Consider the following 20501-nt stretch of genomic DNA (forward strand, 5'->3'; position numbering starts at 1 on the left):
GATCACCGGCGCCGCCGCCACCAGCGCCGCCCCCGCCACCACCAGATCCAACAGCCGCTTCACCACCAGCTGCCAGCGCCCCAACGACACCGGCTCCACATAGAAGAACGGCTCATGCGCCAACGGCAACGGCCGCAGCCGCTGGATGTTGACGCCGCGCAGCCCGGTGCTGAGCTGGACGTGCGAGCGCGCGTTCAGCAGGTCCTGCACGGCCCGGTTCAGGGTCGGCGAGTCGAGGGCGCTCGTGCACACGATCGCGCCCGTGGCGCCGACGGCCGCGAGCGCGGGGACGACCTCCTCGACGTCGCCGCACCACCGCTGCCCGTACTGCTCGGCGGTCGCCGGGTCCCCCACCACGCCGACGGGCTGGTACCCGAGCTCAGGGTGACACTCGAGGAGGCTGTTGATCTCGACGCTGCCCTCGCCGCAGCCCACGAGCACCACCGGTCGCAGGTAGTCCCCGTCCCGCCGGCGGCCCGCCAGCCAGTTGCGGTAGCCGGCCCGGGTGAGGGCGCTGAAGGCCAGCGCCAGCGCGGCGCCGAGCACGACCTCCTGGTTCGTGACCCGACCATGGAGGAGGGCGACCGACGCCAGCCCGACCGTCGCCAGCAGCACGCAGGCTCGGGCCAGCCGGGTGTGCTCGATCGAGCGCAGGCTGCAGACCCGGGCCCGGTAGAGCCCGAGGGCGCCGTAGAGCAGCAACCCCACACCGGTCAGCGCCACGACCACGGCCACGGCGACGAGGGCCGACCGGTGCGCGGGACGGACGAGGAGCTCGCTCACTGTCCACGCCACCGCCAGCGTCACGGCGTCGAGGCCGACCAGGAGGTCGCGGAGGAACGGCGAGCCCTGGACCGCGGTGTCGCCGGCGTCGTCGCCGACCGACAGGAGGCCCGGGACCGCCGCCGCCTGCACGCTCATGGCCGGGCTCCGGGGCCGGCGGCGACCCCCAGCCGGTCGTGACCGCGCTGGGGGTCAGACCGCGCGCGGAGCGTGGTCACCCATGGACGCGATTCGCCGCCCATCGGATGCGCCTGGGCGCCTTACGGCGTGACGTCAGCGCGCCGGCCCAGGCGGACCAGCACGACGCCCCCCACCACGGCCACGAGGCCGAGGCCCAGCAGCAGCGCGATGTTCCCGCCCGTGAAGGCCAGGGAGCCGCTGCTCTTGGAAGAAACCACGTGCGGTTGCGCCGCAACGGTGACCGGCGTGCACGGGTGTGCCTGGCACGGGTCGCTCGTCGGCGACGTCGGGTAGTCCGTCTGCGCGAACGCTGCCGCCGGTGCGAACACCGCCAGCATCAATCCCGCCACTGCGAGCGGTCGCCCCACGGACCGCAGAAAACGTGCGCTCATCACATGTGCCTCTCTCAACCCTTCACCCCAGCCATTCTCCGGGGTGCGCCCCACTCCAAGAAGGAGTCTCGGAGAGGATGCTACCACGGAGCGTGACCACCGCGCCGCAAGGCCTACCACGAGAGGTGTTCGACCCGGGCGTCGGTCACCTTGAGGGCCCGGAAGTGCCAGGTGGTGGCGGGGAGCCGGGCCGAGGGCTCGACGGTCACGGCCCGCAGGCCCGGGGGGAGGCGGAACGAGGCCGTGAACGAGACGGTCTGGTCCCGGGCCACCTGGAAGTAGCCGACCGCGGCGGCCACCGTGGGCCCGTCCGCCCCCGCGACCAGGGCGGCGCCCGGGCCCTGCAGGCTCGGCACGGTCGAGCCTCCGGGCACATTCAGGCCGAGGACCCCCTGGTAGACGCCCTCGGCGGCGCCGCCGCCCGGGTATGGGCCGGCGACGTACCCGGCGAGGTCGGTGGGGGCGGCGTTGTGGAGCCGGACCGTGATCCGGGCGTCGCTGGACCCGTCGGAGCGGGCCCGGACCCCGAGGGTGGCGTCGGCCTCGAGGAACTGGTCGAGCTTGTTGCCCCCGAAGTTCAGGATGGAGAGGGACAGGGAGTCGGGCTGGAGCTCCCCGGCGATGCCCGCCGCCTCCCAGGCCCGCTGCTCGGCCGGGTCTCGGGCCCAGGCCAGGACGTGCCGCCCCTTGCCGGCGTCGGCCAGCTGGCTCACGAGGGTGGGCCCGTTCCAGGGCCGGTCGGTGAGGGCGTGGACCGACGCCTGGGCGATGCCGCTGAGCTGGTCGCGGCGGTCGGCCTCGGATACCGGGGTCGCCGGCACCCCTGCGTACTGGCCGAGGAGCAGGTAGGAGACCACGTCGCCCGCGGACACCTCCTGGCCGCCGGCGCTCACGGGCCCCTGGGCGGCCAGGATGGCCGCGAGGGCGTCGGCGTCGACGGCGAGCACCCCGTCGACCCGCTGACCGGTGGCGGCCTCCCACATCTGGGCCGCCAGCGGGGCGGTCACGTCGAACCGGGGGCTCGTGGCCAGGTTGCGCCAGTGCTGGCTCGGGCCCACCCAGCCCCACAGGGGCGCCAGCGCCGGCGGGACGGGGACGGCGCCGGCGGGCAGGTCGTGGTTGGCCGACGGACCCATCGGGCCCATCGTGAAGGTCCCCCCGCCGAACGTGGCCACGCCGGCCGACAGCAGCATGCCCGATCCCGCCCGCATCTCGCCGTTGTTGGCCGCGAGCACCAGGTAGTGGCGCGGGCCGCGCAGCACCCGGGCGGCCGCGCTGGCGAGGGCCTCGGCGTTGGCGACGGCCTCGCGGAGACGGTGCAGCCGGTCGAGGAACCGGGTCCGAGCGCTCCCGAGCGGACCGACGAGGAAGAAGTCGGGGCCGGTGCTGAGCTGGTTCAGGTCCTGGTTGGCCCGACCCGCGATCGCGGCCACGCGGTCGAGGAGCGCGAGCCGGCCTTCCGGCGTCGCCGGGCGCGTCTTCAGCGCGGCGGTGCCGTCGCGAGCGGCGCGCGCCCCGACGGCGGCGACCCGGTCCGCGGCCGCGGTCAGCGCGCGGACCGCGTCGACGTTGCCGCCGGCGAGCGGCACGATCGACCACGGCCGCAGCACCAGGCTCGCGGCGAGGCGGTGGGCGCTGGCGAAGTCCCGCTCGGCCGCCTCGAGCGCGCCGAGGCCCTGCCCCCGCAGGAGCGCGTCGGCGGTGAGCTGGCTGCGGACTCGCTGCAGCCGGTCGAGGCCGGCGCTGACGCGCTGGCGAGCCAGGAAGAGGAGCACGCCGGTCGCCAGCAGCCAGACGACGAGGAGCACGATCGCCACGCGGACCGCCCGCCGGACGCGCGCGCGCGTCGCGGGCCCGACGTCTGGAAGCACCGACGCAGTGTACGAGCGCGCTCCCCGAATCCCGCGGCTGCTCGGGCACCGTCGATAGCCTCGACGCCGGTGACCCCCGACGAGCCGACCTCCGCGAAGGTCACGCCGTTCCTGCTCCGCGTCGCCGACACGATGTGCCCGCGCCGACTCGCGCGCGAGCATCGCGGGGAACCCGGCACGCCCGACCCGGTGAACCGCGCGCGCGTGCGGAACGCACTGCTCGACCGCGTGCGGGCCTGGCACGAGACCGGCTCGTGGACCGAGCCGGTCGGGCTCTTCCCCGAGGAACGGGCCCTCGTCGTCCACGCCGCCGGCTGGTACGCGCGGCGGTTCCCGGACCCGGTGGCGACGGTCACCCTGCCCGCCGACGCCCCGACCCTCCTGGCCAAGCGCCAGGTGCTCCTCGGCGGGTGGGTAGACCTCGGGGTCGTGCGGCCGGACGGGCACCGGGAGCTGCGCCAGCTGACCTGGGGGCGGGAGCCGGCCCCGTCCGACCCGCTGGCGGTCCCCGCGGTGCGCCTGGCCGTGCTGCGCCTGGCGTGCCTCGACTGGCTCGACGAGGACCTCGACGTGTCGTGGTCGAACCTCCTCACCGGCGCCGTGGCGCGGGCTCGAGTCGGCCCCGACCGCCTGCCCGCGCTCGCCGACTGGCTCGACGAGCGCCTCGCCGTCGTCCGGGCACGCGAGGACGAGCACACCGTGAGCCCCGGACGCGACTGCGCGACGTGCCGCCACGTGCCGCGCTGTCCCGAGCACGAGGTCCGGGCGTCGATGCTGACGCGACGAGACGCGCTGGTGCCGGCGATGCTGGCGCTGTCGCCGAGCTCGCTCGATTCCTGGCACCGGTGCCGCCGCGAGTGGCGCGACCGCACCCTGCTCAGCCTGCCGGCGAGCGACCTCGAGGAGGGCACCGAGCACGGGCTGCTCCTGCACCGGCTCCTCCACCTCCTCCACCGCACCGGGTCGTGTCACGACGAGGCCCACGTGCGGGAGGTGCTCGTGGCGCACGGCGCTGACACCCGCACCACCGAGGAGGTGGAGCGCCACGTCACGCGCTGCCCGATCGGCGCCGACGCGGTCGGCCACGAGGTGGAGTGGGCTCGCGCCCATCCCGGGCCACCCGTCTTCCTCGCCACCGCCCGTCTCGACGCGGTCTGGGTGCACGACGGCGTCCTCGACGTGCGCGACTACAAGGCGGGGCGACGGGCCGAGCTGCCGCTCGAGCACGACCGCCGAGCGCGCCTGCAGGCCTGGGTCGCGGCGCCGTACGCGGCCCGGCACGGCCTGCGCCTCCGGCTCCGCTACGAGCACCTGGCGACCGAGGTGCTCGAGGACCCCGAGCCGTGGGAGCCCACCGACGAGGACCTCGCCCGCGTCGGCGATGAGCTGGCCGCCACGGTCCACGACATGCTCGCCGAGCGGGCCTTCGCCGGCGTCGCCGACGCGCCGGTGTGCCGCCGCTGCCGGTACCGGTCGATCTGCGACGAGAGCGCGGCACCGGGCGTCCCCGCGTGGCCGGCGGCCGACGCGGCGTCGGGCGAGGCCGCCGACCCGGAGCCGCAGCCGGTCGGACCGGGAGCGTCGCTCGAGTGACGAGCCCACGCGCGGCGGTGATCGTCGGCGTCGGGCAGGCCGAGCAGCGGCCCGACGACCTGCCCGCCGCGCTCGAGCCGATCGACCTGCTGGCGCGCGCGGCCCGGTCGGCCGAGACGGACAGCGGCGCCGCCGTCCTCGCACGCGTCGACACCGTCGCCGTCGTGTCGATCATCTCCTGGCACTACCCCGATCCCGGCGCGCTCCTCGCCCGGCGTCTTGGCCTCGAGCGGGTTCGCCGCACGGTGACGTCGACGGTCGGCGGCAACAGCCCGCAGCTGCTCGTGAACACGCTGGTGCCGGAGATCGAGGCCGGCCGCGCCGACGTCGTCCTGCTCGGCGGGGCCGAGTGCGTCTACACGCGCTGGCGGGCCCGGCGGGAGCCGAAGACGAGGCTCGACTGGACGACGACCGACGACCCGCCGTGCGCCGTGGTCATCGGCGACGACCGCGCCGGCAGCAGCGCCGACGAGCTCGCGCACGGCGCCGCCGCGCCGACCCAGGTCTACCCGCTGTTCGAGACCGCGCTGCGGGCCCGCGCCCGTCGCAGCGTCGACGACCACCAGGTCGCGGTCAGCGAGCTCTGGGCCCGCTTCAGCGCCGTCGCGGCCGAGAACCCGCACGCCTGGTCGCGCCAGCCCTTCACCCCGGAAGCGCTGCGGACGGCGACGCCCGACAACCGCGTGGTGTCGTTCCCGTACCTGAAGCGCATGTGCGCCAACATCGACGTCGACCAGGCCGCCGCGCTCGTGCTGTGCTCCTACGAGGCCGCCCGCGCCGCGGGCGTCCCCGACGACCGGCTCGTGTTCCCGCGGTCAGGCGCCGACGCCCACGACCACTTCTTCGTGACGCAGCGCGAGACCCTCGACGCCTCGCCCGCCCTCGGCGCCGCCGGCCGCGCCGCCCTCACCGCCGCGGGCGTCGCCGTCGACGACGTGGCCCGGTTCGACCTGTACTCGTGCTTCCCGTCCGCGGTCGAGGTCGCCATGCGGGAGCTCGGCCTCGGCGGCGAGGCCGCCGGTGACCGGCGTCCGCTCACCGTCACGGGCGGGCTGGCCTTCGCCGGGGGACCCGCGAACGACTATCCGACCCACGCCGTGGCGGCGATGGTCGACGCCTGCCGTCGGGACCCCGGGTCCCTCGGATTCGTCAACGCCATCGGCTGGTACATCACGAAGCACGCCGTCGGCTGCTACTCGACCACGCCGCCCCCCGACGGGTTCGGGCGCGTCGACCCGGCCGAGACGCAGCGCGCCGTCGACGCCCGGCCGGGCCGCGAGCCGGCCGGCAGCTACGAGGGACCGGCCACCGTCGAGGCGACCTCGGTCGGATACGAGCGCGACGGCACGCCGTCGCTCGCCCTCGTCAGCACGCTGACCCCCGCCGGGCGGCGCGCCCTCGCCAACAGCCGCGACGCCGACGTCCTCGCGGACATGACCGCGCGGGCGTGGGAGGGTCGGGCGGTGACGCTCCGCACCGACGGGACGACGAACCAGCTCGTCCCGTGACCGCGGCCGCGGCCCGCGGGGGCTGGGCCCGGCCGCTCGGACGGGGGCTGCGGGGCCGCTGCCCCCGCTGCGGACACGGCGGGCTCTTCCACCACTGGATCCACGTGGCGTCCCGCTGCCCCCGCTGCGGCCTGGCGCTCGCCGGCGACGAGGGGGCGTGGACCGGCGCGGTGGTCCTGAACCTCGCGCTCACCGGCGCGCTGTTCACGGTGGTCCTCGTCGTGCTCGTGGCGTCGACGGCCCCCGACGTGCCGGTCGGGACGCTCCTGGCGGTCCTGGTGCCGATCTCGCTCCTCGGCCCGATCGCGTTCCTCCCCGTCTCGAGGACGCTCTGGGCCGCGGTCGAGCTCGTCCTCGAGCAGCTCTGAATCAAGGCGCCCCGAGCGCGACCCGCAAGGTCAGGACCCCGTCGGCGAACTCCCAAGCGGCGTCGCCGATGATCGAGAAGTCTTGGTAGTCGAGCCTCGCCTGCTCGACGAAGCGCGCCCGCTCCGGGCCCGCGACCGGCGGCAGCGCGCGCTCGCGCACCGCCGTCGCCCGGTCGCGGAACCGCGCCAGCATGGCGTCGACGTCCAGGGTGTCATCGGCCACCGGCATCAACCTCCTCGTGCCACCAAGACCCGCTCTCGACCGGCGAGGTCCCGCTCGACCCGCGTGTCGGCGAACCCCGCCCGCCGAGCCAGGATGACCGCGGACGCGGCCTGGTGCGGCGCCACCTCGACCACGAGCGTGCCCGCGCCGGGCTCGAGGTACTCGGGGGCGCCGGCGACGAGGCGCTCGATGGCCTCGAGCCCGGTCGGCCCGCTCACCAGCGCCGCCGCCGGCTCGTAGCCGGCCACCTCGGGCGGCAGCGCCGCCACCTCGGCCTCGGCGACGTACGGCGGGTTGCTCACGATGAGCCGGAAGCGGCCGCGCTGCTCGTCCGGCAGGGCCTCGAACCAGTCCCCCGCCGCCACCCGCACCCGGGTGGCGGCCCCGGCGGTGCCGGCCAGGTTGGCGCGGGCCACCGCCAGCGCGTCGGCGCTGCGGTCGGTGGCCCACACCTGGACGTCGGGCAGCTCGCTCGCCAGCACGAGCGCGATGGCGCCGCACCCGGTGCCGAGGTCGGCGACGGGGGTGCTCCCCCGCCCGTCCCGCCACGGGTCGCGCCGCCCTCGACGCAGGCCGAGCCGGGCCGCCTCCGCGAGCGCGACCTCGGCCGTCCGCTCGGTCTCGGGACGCGGGATCAGCACCCGCCGATCGACGAACAGGTCGAGCCCGCAGAACGACCACGACCCGAGCACGTACTGCAGCGGCTCCCCGCGGCGCCGTCGGGTCACCATGTCGGCGACGCGTCGCGCCGCCACCGCCGGCGCGTCCTGCCCACCGACGAGGACCAGCGAGCCGTCGTGACGGCCGGCCGCCTCCTCGACGATGCGGCGGGCGTCGACGTCCGGGGTGGCGAGCCCGGCGCCGCCCAGCGCCCGCTCGGCGTCGTCGAGCAGCGCCCGCCAGGTGGTCACCCAGCGGGGCCCAGCTGCTCGGCTCGCTCGGCGGCGGCGAGGGCGTCGGCCAGCTCGTCGAGCGGCTCCCCGCCCGCCAGCACCTGGTCGAGGGCGTGCACCGTGACGCCGACCCGGTGGTCGGTGACGCGGTTCTCCTTGAAGTTGTAGGTGCGGACCTTCTCGGAGCGGCCGCCGCCCTTCACCTGGCTGCGGCGGGCGGACGAGACCTCGGCCTCCTGGCGCTCCCGCTCGAGCTGCAGCAGCCGCGACCGCAGGATCCGCATCGCCTTGTCCTTGTTCTGCAGCTGGCTCTTCTCGTCCTGGCAGGTGACGACCACACCCGTCGGCAGGTGGGTGATGCGCACCGCGGAGTCGGTCGTGTTCACGGACTGGCCGCCCGGGCCGCTCGACCGGTACACGTCGACCTCGAGGTCGTTCGGGTCGAGGTCCACGTCGAGCTCCTCGGCCTCGGGCAGCACCGCGACGGTGGCGGCGCTCGTGTGCACCCGCCCCTGGCTCTCGGTGACCGGCACCCGCTGCACCCGGTGGGGGCCGGCCTCGTACTTCAGGCGGGCCCACGCGTCGGGCCCCTTCACGACGAGGGTCACGTCGCGCTGGCCCCCCATCTCCGACGGCTGGGTCGAGAGGGTCTCGACCCGCCACCCGTGGCGGCGCGCCAGCGCCTCGTACATGCGGGCCAGGTCGCCGGCCCACAGGTTCGCCTCCTCGCCGCCCTCGGCGCCGCGGATCTCGAGGATCACGTTGCGGCCGTCGTTGGGGTCGCGCGGGACCAGCAGCTCACGCAGGCGGGCGTCGAGCCGCCCCAGCTCCTGCTCCTTGCCGGCGATCTCGCCCCGCAGGTACTCGCGCATCTCGCCGTCGTCCTCGCCGGCCAGCAGCTCGCGCGCCTCGACGAGGTCGGCGTCGGCCTGCCGGTAGTCCCGGTAGGCGTCGACGATGGGCCGGAGCTCGGCGTGGCGGCGCCCCGCCTCCCGCGACGCGGCCTGGTCGCCCGAGGCGTAGATCTCGGGGAGGCGCGACTCGAGCTTCTCGAGCTCGGTCTCGAGGTCGGCGAGCGGTTCGAACACGCCGGCCAGGGTACCGACCGCTCCTCGGCCGAGCCGGGGACGATCCGGCGCGCGCGGGCACGGGGTGAGCGCGGCGGGCCGGGGGCCGCGACGGGTCAGCCGAGGAGCTGGCGGAACTCCTCGGGCTGCTCGCCGGTCGCCATCTTGGCGCGGAGCTCGTCGAGCCACTGGTGGAACGCGTCGTTGCCCTCGCGGTCGGCGAGGCCGCGCGGGATGGCCGGGAACGCGTAGTCGGGGCGGGGCAGCGGCGGGTGGTCCGAGGGTGGCTTGCGGGCCAGCGCGGCCTCGATCACGGGCTCGAGGCGGCTGGCCTTCGCGGCCGCGGCGGCCTCGTGGCGGTCGGCGAACTCGGGCAGGACCTCGGTGCCGAACAGCTCGAGGCTCTCCATGATGTCCTCGTGCCGGTTCTTGCCCGCCTGGGCGCAGAAGATGAGCTGGTCGACCCCGCACTCCTCGTAGCGGCGCAGGTAGTCGCGCAGCTGGTCGGGGGTGCCGATGGCGCCGCGGATCCCGAAAGAGCCGGCCTGGACGACCTTGGCCCCGAGCCGGTCGCCGTGGGCGCCGGCGGCCGCGACCGCGGCCGGGTCGTAGCCGTGCTCGGCCCGGCGGGCCTGGTACTCGGCCCACACGTCGGTGCGCCCGGGCTGGTGCCGCCCGAACAGGTAGTAGTGGGCGAGCGAGTAGCCGAAGAAGTTGCCGCCCTCGAGGCCCCGGGCCAGCGCGACGTCCTCGTCGCGGTGGCACATGAACGGGGTGACGCAGGCGACGGTCGGGTTCACGGCGTCGCCGATCGGGACGCACTCGGCGGCCAGCGTCTGCTCGTAGTCGTCGAGCCAGTGGCGGGCCTCCTCGGGATCGATGAAGGCGAAGCTGAGCGCGCCGATCCCGTGCTGGGCCGCGAGGTGGATGGTCTCGCGGCGGCTGCAGGCCACCCAGACCGGCGGGTGGGGCCGCTGCCGCGGCTTCGGGACCACGTTGCGCGGCGGCATCGTGAGCGCAGGGCCGGCGTGACCGGTGAACGGCTCCTCCGACAGGCAGCGCAACGCCACCCGCAGCCCCTCCTCCCACAGGGCCCGCTTCGCCTCGGGGTCGATGAGGAAGCCGCCGAGCTCGGCCTCCGAGGACGACTCGCCGGTGCCGAACTCGACCCGCCCGTCCGACACCAGGTCGAGCATGGCGATCCGCTCCGCCACCCGGGCGGGGTGGTTGAACGGCGGGGGGGTCTGGACGATGCCGTGGCCGAGCCGCAGGCGACGGGTGCGCTGCGACACCGCGGCGAGGAACACCTCCGGGGCGCTCGAGTGCGAGTACTCCTCGAGGAAGTGGTGCTCGACCTCCCACACGTACCCGATCCCGAGGCGGTCGGCGAGCTCGCACTGCTCGAGCGCCTGCTGCAGCAGCACGAACTCCGAGTCCTCGGCCCACGGGCGCGGCAGCTGATGCTCGTAGAAGACGCCGAACTGCACGGGCAGAGGCTAGGGCCGGCGGCGGCGGTTCAGGTGGTGCCGAAGGCGGGCCGGGCGGCGGCGAGGCGGGCCGGACGGGCGTCGACCTCGGCGAGCTGCTCCGCCGTCAGCACGGCGCGCAGCGAGGCGATCCCGACCTCGAGCTGGTCGAGGCTCGGCTGCCGGGTCGTGAGCCGCTGCAGGGCGAGGCCTGGCGCCATCAGCGTCCGCACCCAGCGCCGGTCCATGTGGCCGGCCGCGAAGCGGATCACCTCGTACGCGAGCCCGGCGACGACCGGCAGCAGCAGGATCCGCGACGTGACGAGCCAGACCAGCGCGGGCCGGCCGACGAACGAGTAGACGAAGATGGTCACCACCATGACCGTCAGCAGGAAGTTCGTGCCGCAGCGCACGTGTTCGGTCGTGAAGCGCTGCGCCGCCTCCGGCGTCAGGTCCGCGCCCCGCTCGTAGGCGGCGATGGTCTTGTGCTCGGCGCCGTGGTACTGGAACACACGCCGGATGTCGGGGAGCAGCGAGATGAGGAGCAAGTAGCCGAGGAAGATGGCGAGGCGGATCCCACCCTCGACGAGCTGGTACGCGAACCCGCCGACGCCGAGGGCGTCGGCCACGCCCCGGTTCACGAACGTCGGCAGGACGATGAAGACCGCGGTGAAGAACACGAGCGCGGCGCCGATGGTCCAGCCCATCGCCCGACTGGAGATGCGCTCCTCCTCGGGCAGCTGGCGCTCCGCCGACCAGGACAGCGCCCGGAAGCCGAGGGTGAGCGACTCGGCGAGCGCGGCCACGCCGCGCACGACGGGGATCCCCGACCAGCGGTCGGCCCAGCGCGGGGCGTCGTGCACGGCGACGTCGATCCCGCCCTCCGGGGCGCGAACGGCGACCGCCCATGAGCGCTCGCCACGCATCATCACGCCCTCGACGACGGCCTGGCCGCCTAGGTAGCGGGGCGTCGCCATCGGGCCGCTTAGGGCTTCCTCGCCTTGGCGTAGCGCCGCTGGAACCGCTCGACCCGGCCGCCGGTGTCCACGAGCTTCTGCTTGCCGGTGTAGAAGGGATGGCACTCGGAGCACAGCTCGACGCGCAGGGCGGGGACGGTCGAGCGGGTCGTGAACTCGTTCCCGCACGAGCAGTGCACGGTGCAGGTGACGTACTCGGGGTGGATGTCGGTCTTCATGATGGGTCCAATCTACCGCCGGTCGCGGGCGGTCCGTCCCGGCCGCGGGGTCGGCGGGCGTTACGAGGACAGGGTCGGGGCCTTGGCGACCTCGGCCAGGAACTCGTCGTTGCTCTTCGTGGTCCGCAGCTTGTCGAGCAGCAGCTCGAGGCCCTTGCCGCCCGATCCGTCCCCGTCCAGGGCGTTCAGGACCCGCCGCAGCTTCCAGACCTGGTTCAGCTGGTTGCGCTCGAAGAGGAGCTCCTCGTGGCGGGTGCTCGACTGCTCCACGTCAATGGCCGGGTAGATGCGGCGCTCCGCCAACCGGCGGTCGAGCCGCAGCTCCATGTTCCCGGTCCCCTTGAACTCCTCGAAGATGACCTCGTCCATCCGGCTGCCGGTGTCGATGAGCGCCGTCCCCATGATCGTGAGCGACCCGCCCTCCTCGATGTTCCGGGCGGCGCCGAAGAACCGCTTCGGCGGGTAGAGCGCCGTCGAGTCGACCCCACCGGACAGGATGCGGCCCGACGCCGGGGCCGCCAGGTTGTAGGCCCGGGCCAGGCGGGTGATGCCGTCGAGCACGACGACGACGTCGGTGCCGAGCTCGACCAGGCGCTTCGCGCGCTCGAGGGCCAGCTCGGCGACGATCGTGTGCTCCTCGGCCGGCCGGTCGAACGTGCTCGAGACGACCTCGCCGCGCACGACGTGGCGGCGCATGTCGGTGACCTCCTCGGGCCGCTCGTCGACGAGCAGCACGATGAGGTGTACCTCCGGGTTGTTGCGCTCGACCGCGTACACGAGCTGCTTGAGGATGGTGGTCTTGCCCGCCTTCGGCGGCGAGACGATGAGCCCGCGCTGGCCCTTCCCAACCGGCGAGACCAGGTCGACGATGCGCCCGGTGGTCTCGAGCGGGTTGTCGGGCAGCTCGAGACGGAGCCTCTCGTCGGGGAACAGCGCCGTGAGGTCCTCGAACCGGGGCCGGTCGCGTGCGTCGTCCGGGGTCATGCCATTGATGTGGTCGACCCGCAGCATCGCCGGGTACTTCTCGTTCGACGCCTGGGGCCGCGAGAACCCGTGGATGAAGTCCCCCTTGCGCAGCGCGAACCGGCGCACCTGCGACGCCGACACGTAGACGTCGCGCGAGCCGGCGAGGTAGCCGGTGGTGCGGAGGAACCCGTAGCCCTCGTCGCGCAGCTCGAGGAGCCCTTCCACCTCGACGGGCTCGCCGACCGGCTCCTGGGCGCGGGGCTCGCCCTCGGGCCCGCCCCGGCCCCGCCGGCGGCGCCGGCGGCGGCTGTTGCCCTCGCCGTAGGAGGCGCTCTCGTCCTCAACCTCGGGCGGCGCCGAGCTGGTCTGCCCGGCGGTCGCGGGCGCGGCCTCGGCCCGGGCCGGCGATGACCCGGTGGTCGACGGCGGCCGGGTGGCGTCGTCGGACCCGCCGCCGGTGCCGTCGGCGGCGGCCAGGGACTCCTCCTCGGCGACGAGGGAGGCGACGGGATCCTGCTCGAGCTCGGAGGCCCGGGCCGAGCGGACGGTGCGGCGGGGCGCCGCGGCGCCGGCGCCTCGGGCCGCGTCGCCATTGCCGGAGCTGGCGCCGCCGCCCTCAGCGGCGTCGAGGATGGCGTCGATCAGCTCGGACTTGCGCATCCGGGTCGGGGCCTTCACGCCCATCGCGCCGGCGATGGCGTGCAGCTCCTCGCGATCCTTGCCGTCGAGCATCGAGCGGTCGAGCTCTTGGGTGCTCATGCGGAGTGTTCTCCTTGGCGTTCGGGAACCAGTTGGGGGAGGCGACCGGGCGCAGGATCAGGGATGACGATCCGGGCCGGAGCCCGGGCGCCGGGAAGGCCGCAGACCGGGGACCGCAGCGCAGATCGGGGGCGCACGCCGGCGAGCGTCGAAGCGGAGGTTTCCGGGCGAGAGGCCGGGTGCTGCCGCACCGAGCGGGGCGGCGGAACGCCACCAATATACCCGGGCGTCGACCGAACCAGCAACCAAGCCGCCGGCCCGGTCGGTCTAGGCGACGAGCCGGCGCATGAGCCCGTGGGCGGGCACGGCCGCGAGGTCGGCCACGGCGGCCTCGGTGTAGCGACCCCCGGGGCCGGGCGTGGCCGCGTCGACCAGCAGGTACGGGACCGGATCCGACACGTGGGTGCGGCGGGCGCACGGCGTGGCGTGGTCCGGGAGCAGCAGGATGCGGTGGGGTTCCCCGTCGAGCGCGGCGGCGAGGGGACCGATGACGTCGGCGTCCCAGCGCTCGAGCGCGGTCACCTTCTCGGCCACGTTCCCCTGGTGGCCGGCCTCGTCGGTGGCCTCGACGTGGAGCAGGAAGAAGTCGCGGTCGGCGAGGGAGGCGAGGCAGGCCGAGGTTTGCGCGGCGTAGTCGTTGTCGAAGCCGGCGGTGGCGCCGGGCACGTCGACGACCTCGAGGCCGGTGAGGACACCGAGGCCCCGCACCAGGTCGACCGCCGAGCTGAGCCGGCCGGACACGCCGAACCGCTCGACGAACGGGGGCAGGACCGGCGCCACCCCTTGCCCCCACAGCCACAGCTGGGTGGCCGGGCAGCCGACGGCGGCGGCGGCCTCCCGGACCACGGGTCGGGACGCCGCCATCAGCGCCGTGAGCCGAGCCGCCGCCGGTCCGGTCGGCAGCGTCGCGGGGCCGCCGGTGAGGTCGTGCGGCGGGATGCAGCAGGCGTCGGCCCAGGTCCGCGGCGTCACGCAGAGATGCCGGTACTCGACGCCGGCGTGGAACCGCACCCCGTCGCGGCCGGCCCCGAGCGCGGCGTCGACGGCGGCGAGGATCGGGTGGCTCTGGTCGTCGCTCGGGTGCCCCCCGGCGAAGTCGACCATCGTGCCGTCCTCGATCGTCACGAGGTTGCACCGGTAGGCGACCTCGTCCGGTCCGAGCTCGACGCCCATCGCCGCGGCCTCGATCGGGGCCCGGCCGGTGTGGAACTCCGCCGGGTCGTAGCCGAGGATGGCCAGGTTGCCGACGTCGCTGCCCGGGGGCAGGCCGGGGGGGATGACGGCCGCCCGTCCGACCTCACCGCGGGCGGCGAGCCGAGCCAGGTTGGGCATCGCCGCCGCCTCGAGCGGCGTCTGGCCCTCCAGCGCGCCCAACGGCTCGTCGGCGCAGCCGTCCGGGACCAGCACCACGTACTTCACGCGCTCATGGTACGCGGCGGCCTGCGTCGGCCCGCCGGCCGCGACGCGGGTTCACGCCGGCGCGGTGGGCCGAGCCGCGCCGTCGGCGCGACGCGCCGGCGCCCGCATCACGACCCGACGCCCTCCTCGGCCACGCGGCGGCGGATGTCGTCGCGGAGCGCGCCCTTGGCGACCTTGCCGCCCGAGGCGCGGGGCAGGGCCTCCAGCACGACGAGGCGCTCGGGCCACAGCTCCTTGCCGACGCCGCGGGCTCGCAGGTGGTCCCGCAGGTCGTCGAGGTCGAGGACCGCGCCCGGGGCCACCTCCACGTAGGCGCACACCCGCTCCCCGAAGACGGGGTCGGGCATGGCGACGGCGGCGGCCAGGGCGACGGAGGGGTGCGTCGCCATCTCGTCCTCGACCTGCGCCGCACTGATGTTCTTGCCCCCACGGATGATGAAGTCCGAGGCGCGCCCGGCCACGGTGAGGTAGCCGTCGGCGTCGATCGTGCACCGGTCGCCCGTCCGCATCCAACCGTCACGCGTGTACAGCGCGGCGTTGGCGTCGCCGTCGTTGTAGTAGCCCCGGCAACAGAGCGGACCGGAGCACGCCGCCACGCCCGGTCCCCCGCTCGCGGTCACGTCGGCGTCGCGGTGGTCGAGGAGGCGAACGTTCATCGAGGGGATCACGCGCCCAGCCGTGCGCAGGCGCCGCTCACGCGAGTCGGCCAGGGTGGTGCCGCTGAGCGCGCCGGTCTCGTTCGACCCGTAGAACTGCAGGACCCGGCACCCGGTCCGATCCTCGAACTCGGCCGCGCGCCGCTCGGGCACCATCTCGCCGCCGGTGAAGAGCACTCGGAGGCTGGTCAGGTCGTAGCGGTCGATGGCAGGCGAGTTCAGGAGCATGACGAACTGGGTCGACACCGCCGCCAGCACGGTGACCTGCTCGCGCTCGATCGCGGCGAGGCACTCGTCCGCCTCGAACCGGGGCAGCACGACGCACGGCGCGCCGAGGAGGGCCGGGGTGACGTGCGCGGTCCAGATCCCGAAGCCGAACGGCGCCGGGAGCGCGCTCAGGAACACATCGCGCTCGCTGAGCTCCGCTGCGGCGACCGCGAGGTCGTGGAACGCGAACCACCGCCGCTGGTCGTGCACGACGCACTTCGGCCGGCCCGTGGTCCCCGAGGTCGAGTTCAGCAGCCACAGGTCGTCGGACCGCCCGGCCCGGGCCGGCGCCGGCCCACCCGCGGGCAGCTCGGTCTCGGTGACGGCGAGCCGGGGCAGGCCGGGCGGCAGGCGTTGGTCGGGGTCTGGTTCCGACAGCACGAGCGAGGCGCCGGTGATGTCGAGCAGGTGCTCGACCTCGCGGCGGCCCGCTCGGGGGCCGATCCCGACGATGACGCCGCCGGCTCGCTCGACGCCGACGTAGCAGGCGTGGACGGCCGGCCCGTCGGCGAGCAGCACCGCGACCCGGTCGCCGCCGGTGACGCCGGCGTCCACGAGCGCGCCCGCGATCCCGCTCGCCCGCTCGTCGTAGTCGCGCCACGTCATCCGGTGGTCGCCGCCGACGAACGCGCACCGGTCGCCCGACTCGGCGGCGTGCGCGGCCACGACTCCGGCGAGCGTGCGCACGGACGGACGGTACCCTGCCCGCCCATGCGCGTGGCCGTGCTCGACGACTACCAGAACGTCGCGCGGTCGTGCGCCGACTGGGACCGCCTGCCCGACGCCGAGCTCGTGTGCTTCCGCGACCACGTCGGCGATCCGCGCGAGCTCGTCGCCCGCCTCGCCGGGTTCGAGGTCGTGGTGGCGATGCGGGAGCGCACGCCGTTCCCCCGGGCCACGCTCGAGCGGCTGCCGTCGCTGCGGCTGCTCGTCACCACCGGGCCGTGGAACGCCGCGATCGACGTCGACGCGGCGCGGGCGCTCGGCGTCACCGTCTGCGGCACCGGCGGTCCGCTCCACAACACGGCCGAGCTGACCTGGGCCCTGATCCTGGCCGTCGCCCGCGATCTGCCGGCCGAGGACGCGCTCCTGCGAGCCGGTGGCTGGCAGCGGGGACTGGGCCGCACCCTCCACGGCGCCACGCTCTCGGTGTTGGGGCTCGGGCACCTCGGCCGCCAGGTGGCCCGGATCGGCGTCGCCTTCGGCATGACGGTGCTGGCGTGGAGCGCCAACCTCACCGCGGCGCGCTGCGACGACGTCGGCGCCACGCTGGTCGGAGGAGACGAGCTCCTCGAGCGCGCCGACGTGCTGACGATCCACCTGCGGCTCAGCGACCGCACGGCCGGGCTCGTCGGGGCCCGCGAGCTGGCGCTCATGCGCCCCACCGCGATGCTCGTCAACACGTCGCGCGGGCCGATCGTGGACGAGCGGGCGCTCGCCGACGCGCTCACGCGCGGCGCCCTCGGCGGCGCCGGCCTCGACGTGTTCAGCGTCGAGCCGCTCCCGCTCGACCACCCGCTGCGACGGGCGCCGAACACGGTGCTGACCCCGCACCTCGGCTACGTCACCGCCGACGCCTACCGGACGTTCTACGGCGACGCGGTCGAGGACATCGCGGCCTGGTCCGCCGGAGCACCGGTCCGGGTCATCGCCGAGCCGTGACCGCGAGCGCCCACGGCGCCTCGACCGCGTCGCTCAGGCGCCGCGGCGGGTGACGAGGCCGGCGACGCGACGGGTCACGCCCGCCGGCAGCGAGCCCGAGAAGGCCGCGGCCGCGGTGTTGAGCGGGCCGGGCGTGCAGACCGCGCGCCCTCGGTCGTACGCGCGCAGCGCGGCCTCGACGACCTGCTCGGGGCTCTGCCAGAGCAGCTCCGGGAGGGACGACACGTCGTCGCCGGAGCGGCGGTGGAACTCGGTGTGGGTGTAGCCGGGGGCCAGCGCCATCATCCGGACGCCGGTGCCCCGCAGCTCCTCGTGGACGGCGTGGCTGAAGCTCGTGACGAAGGCCTTCGTCGCGCCGTACGTGGCGCTCCCCGGCGTCGGCTGGTAGCCGGCGACGGAGGAGACGTTGATGACCCCGCCGTGGCCGCGGCGGACCATCGGCCCGAGCGCGGCGTGCGTGAGCTGCACGAGGGCGAGCACGTTGAGCCGGATCTCGTGCTCCTCGCCTTCGGCGTCGAGCTCCCAGAACCGGCCGGTGGTCCCGAACCCGGCGTTGTTGACGAGGAGGTCCACGGGACGAGCCTCGTCGGCGAGGCGCGCCGCCACCGCGGCGACGCCGGCGTCGGTCTCCAGGTCGGCGGGCAGGACCTCCACCGCCCGGCCCTCGTCGCGTTGGACCTCGACGGCGAGCTCTTGGAGGACGCCGTCCCGTCGAGCCACGACGACGAGGTCGTCGCCGCGACCAGCCAGGGCCCGTGCGAACGCGCGGCCGATGCCCGCCGACGCTCCCGTGACCAGCGCGCGTGACCCCGGCACGCCGGCAGCCTACGGCGCTGCGCCGGACCGCGGTGCGTCGGACCGCGGCGTCACCGCCGACCCGCGGGCGTGGTCAGAGGCCCACGGCCTCGGCGACCCGGGCGGGATCGGGGTCGATGGCGGACCCGAGCTCGACCTCGGCGATGGCGCGCTGCGGGTCCTTGAGCCCGTGGCCGGTCAGGGTGCACACCACGACGTCCGAGCTCGTGACCAGGCCCTCGATCGAGGCCCGCAGCAGGCCCGCGACCGACGCCGCCGAGGCCGGCTCGACGAAGACCCCGGTGGTGGCGGCGACGAGCTTGTAGGCGTCGAGGATCTCGAGGTCCGACACCGCCCCGATGTGGCCGCCGGATTCGTCTCGGGCCGCGACCGCGCCCTCCCACGACGCCGGGTTGCCGATCTGGATGGCGGTGGCGATCGTCTCGGGGTGCCGCACCGCCTCGCCGTGCACGATCGGCGCGGCGCCCGCGGCCTGCCAGCCGAGCATGCGGGGACGCCGTGTGGCCCGGCCGACCGCCGCGTCCTCGCAGTAGCCGCGCCAGTACGCGGTGATGTTGCCGGCGTTCCCGACCGGGATCGCGTGCACCGTGGGCGCGTCGCCGAGCGCGTCCACGACCTCGAACGCAGCTGTCTTCTGTCCTTCGATCCGCGCCGGGTTGATCGAGTTCACGACCTCGACGCCCGGGCGCTCGCCGAGGTCGCGGACGATGGCCAGGGCCTCGTCGAAGGTGCCCCGCACCGGGACCACCCGGGCCCCGTGGATGAGCGCCTGCGCGAGCTTGCCGAGCGCGATCTGACCCGCCGGGAGCACCACCGCGCACAGCAGGCCGGCCGCGGCGGCGTACGCGGCGGCGGACGCCGACGTGTTGCCGGTCGAGGCGCAGACCACGACCTTCGCGCCCCGCTCGAGGGCGGTCGAAACGGCCACGGTCATTCCACGGTCCTTGAACGAGCCGGTCGGGTTGGCGCCTTCGACCTTCAGGCAGACGCGGGCGACGCCGGCGCGCGCGGCGAGGGGCGGCGACTCGAGGAGGGGCGTGTTGCCCTCGACGAGGGTCACGACCGGCGTGTTGGCGGTCACCGGCAGCCGGTCGCGGAAGGCCTCGATGACGCCGGGCCAGCCCGTCACCCGACGTCTCCCATCACCCGCAGCACCGACCCGACCCGGTGGACCGGCTCGACGCCGCGGAGCGCGTCGACGGTCGCCCGGAGGTCGGCCTCCCGGGCCCGGTGGGTCACGAACACCAGGCGGGCGTCGGCGCCGAGCCCGCGCTGTTCCATCGACTGGATCGACACGCCGTGGCGGCCGAACTCGCCGGCGATCGCCGCCAGCACGCCGGGACGGTCCGCGACCTCGATCAGGACGTAGAACTGGGACTCGAGCTCGCCGATCGGGCGGACCGGGCGGTCGGTGAGCCCGCCGATCGTGGCCCCGGTGCCGCCGGACACCAGGTTGCGGGCCGCGTCCACGAGGTCGCCGAGCACCGCTGACGCCGTCGGCCCGGCGCCGGCGCCCCGCCCGTACAGCATGAGCTCGCCGACGGCCTCGCCCTCGATGAGCACGGCGTTGAACGAGTCGCGCACCGCGGCGAGGGGATGGTGGAGGGGCACCATCGCCGGGTGCACGCGCACGGCGACGCCGCCGTCCACCTCCTCGGCCACCGCCAGGAGCTTCACGACGTAGCCCAGCAGCCCGGCCGACGCGATGTCGTCGTCGGTGATGCCCTCGATCCCCTCGGTGTGGACATCGTCGGCGTGCACCCGGGCGCCGAAGGCGATGGTGGCGATGATGGCGGCCTTCGCCGCCGCGTCCTGACCGCTGATGTCGGCGCTGGGGTCCGGCTCGGCGTAGCCGAGCCGCTGGGCCTCGGCGAGCGCGTCGGCCAACGACGTCCCGAGCTCGGCCATGCGGGTGAGGATGTAGTTCGTCGTCCCGTTCACGATGCCGGTCACCCGTCGGATCCGATCGCCCGCCAGCGATTCGCGCAGCGGCCGCATCAGCGGGATGCCGCCGGCGACCGAGGCTTCGAAGAGCAGGTCGACGCCGGCTCGGGCCGCGGTCTCGAACAGCTCGGGGCCGAGCCGGGCGATGAGCTCCTTGTTGGCGGTCACGACCGGCTTGCCCGACTGGAGGGCGCGCGCGATCAGGGTGCCGGGCGGCTCGACCCCTCCGATCACCTCCACCACCACGTCGATGTCCGGGTCCTGGACGACGTCGGCGGCGTCGGCGGTGAAGCGCTCCGCGGCGATCTTCACGTCCCGGGGTCGCGCCACGTCGCGCACCGCGACCCTCGTGACCTCGATGGCGACGCCGGCCCGGGCGGCGATCCGGTCGGCGTTCTCGTCGAGGAGCCGCACGATGGCCGCGCCGACGTTGCCGCATCCGAGGAGGCCGACGCGCACCGGGTCGTGCATCG

General features: G+C 75.1%; 19 protein-coding genes. 4 read left to right on the plus strand and 15 right to left on the minus strand.

All coding sequences use genetic code 11. The features are described 5' to 3' along the window. The 3 genes from VG869_08455 to VG869_08465 form a co-directional block, all read right to left on the minus strand. On the minus strand, nt 1–921 hold a 921-nt coding region (locus VG869_08455; GenBank protein HEV3451221.1), incomplete at its 3' end, for a hypothetical protein. A 122-nt stretch (nt 922–1043) separates the two neighbouring features. Continuing rightward, nucleotides 1044–1301 carry a hypothetical protein gene (locus tag VG869_08460; GenBank protein HEV3451222.1) on the minus strand — a complete coding sequence of 86 codons (258 nt, stop codon included), beginning with the start codon at nt 1299–1301 and terminating at the stop codon, nt 1044–1046. Nucleotides 1302–1468: 167 nt separating this feature from the next. After that, nucleotides 1469–3226, minus strand: a complete 1758-nt coding sequence (locus VG869_08465; protein HEV3451223.1) for a DUF4012 domain-containing protein — start codon at nt 3224–3226, stop codon at nt 1469–1471. Nucleotides 3227–3295: 69 nt separating this feature from the next. Between VG869_08465 and VG869_08470 the strand changes: the two genes are divergently transcribed. Genes VG869_08470 through VG869_08480 form a run of 3 tightly spaced genes read left to right on the plus strand, consistent with a single transcriptional unit; the run spans nt 3296 to nt 6695 of the window. Beyond that, on the plus strand, nt 3296–4819 hold the full coding sequence (locus VG869_08470) for a PD-(D/E)XK nuclease family protein (GenBank protein HEV3451224.1): 1524 nt from the start codon (nt 3296–3298) through the stop codon (nt 4817–4819). After that, nucleotides 4816–6327 (plus strand): acetyl-CoA acetyltransferase, encoded by a 1512-nt coding sequence (locus tag VG869_08475; protein ID HEV3451225.1) that lies wholly within the window; start codon nt 4816–4818, stop codon nt 6325–6327. Before VG869_08470 ends, VG869_08475 begins: the two co-directional genes overlap by 4 nt. Continuing rightward, the gene (locus tag VG869_08480) at nt 6324–6695 is read left to right on the plus strand and encodes a DUF983 domain-containing protein (GenBank protein ID HEV3451226.1); all 372 of its coding nucleotides are present in this window, start codon (nt 6324–6326) and stop codon (nt 6693–6695) included. The genes VG869_08475 and VG869_08480 overlap by 4 nt, the downstream gene beginning before the upstream one ends. Before the next feature lies 1 nt (nt 6696). Here the strand turns inward: VG869_08480 and VG869_08485 are convergent, their stop codons facing one another. The 9 genes from VG869_08485 to VG869_08525 form a co-directional block, all read right to left on the minus strand. Beyond that, a complete protein-coding gene (locus tag VG869_08485; GenBank protein ID HEV3451227.1) occupies nt 6697–6918 on the minus strand; it encodes a hypothetical protein in 222 nt (73 codons plus the stop codon). 5 nt (nt 6919–6923) lie between these two features. Then, nucleotides 6924–7829: a peptide chain release factor N(5)-glutamine methyltransferase gene (gene prmC / locus VG869_08490; protein ID HEV3451228.1), complete on the minus strand. Its 906-nt coding sequence runs from the start codon at nt 7827–7829 to the stop codon at nt 6924–6926. Next, nucleotides 7826–8899 carry a peptide chain release factor 1 gene (prfA, locus tag VG869_08495; protein ID HEV3451229.1) on the minus strand — a complete coding sequence of 358 codons (1074 nt, stop codon included), beginning with the start codon at nt 8897–8899 and terminating at the stop codon, nt 7826–7828. The genes prmC and prfA overlap by 4 nt, the downstream gene beginning before the upstream one ends. A 95-nt stretch (nt 8900–8994) precedes the next feature. Next, entirely contained in the window at nt 8995–10365 is a 1371-nt protein-coding gene (locus tag VG869_08500; GenBank protein ID HEV3451230.1) for an LLM class flavin-dependent oxidoreductase, read from the minus strand. A 29-nt stretch (nt 10366–10394) separates the two neighbouring features. After that, nucleotides 10395–11321, minus strand: coding sequence for a DUF1385 domain-containing protein (locus VG869_08505; GenBank protein ID HEV3451231.1), 927 nt, complete (start codon nt 11319–11321; stop codon nt 10395–10397). An 8-nt stretch (nt 11322–11329) separates the two neighbouring features. Next, on the minus strand, nt 11330–11539 hold the full coding sequence (rpmE, locus tag VG869_08510; protein ID HEV3451232.1) for a 50S ribosomal protein L31: 210 nt from the start codon (nt 11537–11539) through the stop codon (nt 11330–11332). A 60-nt stretch (nt 11540–11599) separates the two neighbouring features. Then, entirely contained in the window at nt 11600–13264 is a 1665-nt protein-coding gene (gene rho, locus VG869_08515) for a transcription termination factor Rho (protein HEV3451233.1), read from the minus strand. A gap of 267 nt (nt 13265–13531) precedes the next feature. Then, the gene (gene apgM, locus VG869_08520; protein HEV3451234.1) at nt 13532–14683 is read right to left on the minus strand and encodes a 2,3-bisphosphoglycerate-independent phosphoglycerate mutase; all 1152 of its coding nucleotides are present in this window, start codon (nt 14681–14683) and stop codon (nt 13532–13534) included. 107 nt (nt 14684–14790) lie between these two features. Further along, nucleotides 14791–16293, minus strand: a complete 1503-nt coding sequence (locus tag VG869_08525; protein HEV3451235.1) for a class I adenylate-forming enzyme family protein — start codon at nt 16291–16293, stop codon at nt 14791–14793. Nucleotides 16294–16317: 24 nt separating this feature from the next. Between VG869_08525 and VG869_08530 the strand changes: the two genes are divergently transcribed. Beyond that, nucleotides 16318–17268, plus strand: a complete 951-nt coding sequence (locus tag VG869_08530; protein ID HEV3451236.1) for a D-2-hydroxyacid dehydrogenase family protein — start codon at nt 16318–16320, stop codon at nt 17266–17268. Between the two features lie 33 nt (nt 17269–17301). Here the strand turns inward: VG869_08530 and VG869_08535 are convergent, their stop codons facing one another. From VG869_08535 to VG869_08545, 3 genes are all read right to left on the minus strand, one after another. Next, on the minus strand, nt 17302–18084 hold the full coding sequence (locus tag VG869_08535; protein HEV3451237.1) for an SDR family oxidoreductase: 783 nt from the start codon (nt 18082–18084) through the stop codon (nt 17302–17304). Nucleotides 18085–18157: 73 nt separating this feature from the next. Next, nucleotides 18158–19213, minus strand: a complete 1056-nt coding sequence (gene thrC / locus VG869_08540) for a threonine synthase (protein ID HEV3451238.1) — start codon at nt 19211–19213, stop codon at nt 18158–18160. Further along, nucleotides 19210–20499, minus strand: a complete 1290-nt coding sequence (locus tag VG869_08545) for a homoserine dehydrogenase (GenBank protein ID HEV3451239.1) — start codon at nt 20497–20499, stop codon at nt 19210–19212. The genes thrC and VG869_08545 overlap by 4 nt, the downstream gene beginning before the upstream one ends. Nucleotides 20500–20501 lie beyond the last annotated feature (2 nt).

The organism is Acidimicrobiia bacterium (assembly GCA_035948415.1).
Classification (GTDB): Bacteria; Actinomycetota; Acidimicrobiia; order IMCC26256; family PALSA-555; genus PALSA-555.

What these genes read in the sequence shown, in the direction of transcription:
- VG869_08460 (HEV3451222.1), bottom strand. Translation starts at nt 1,301, where the DNA reads ATGCTGGCGGTGTTCGCACCGGCGGCAGCGTTCGCGCAGACGGACTAC.
- VG869_08530 (HEV3451236.1), top strand. Translation starts at nt 16,318, where the DNA reads ATGCGCGTGGCCGTGCTCGACGACTACCAGAACGTCGCGCGGTCGTGC.
- VG869_08505 (HEV3451231.1), bottom strand. Translation starts at nt 11,321, where the DNA reads ATGGCGACGCCCCGCTACCTAGGCGGCCAGGCCGTCGTCGAGGGCGTG.
- rpmE (HEV3451232.1), bottom strand. Translation starts at nt 11,539, where the DNA reads ATGAAGACCGACATCCACCCCGAGTACGTCACCTGCACCGTGCACTGC.
- rho (HEV3451233.1), bottom strand. Translation starts at nt 13,264, where the DNA reads ATGAGCACCCAAGAGCTCGACCGCTCGATGCTCGACGGCAAGGATCGC.
- VG869_08545 (HEV3451239.1), bottom strand. Translation starts at nt 20,499, where the DNA reads ATGCACGACCCGGTGCGCGTCGGCCTCCTCGGATGCGGCAACGTCGGC.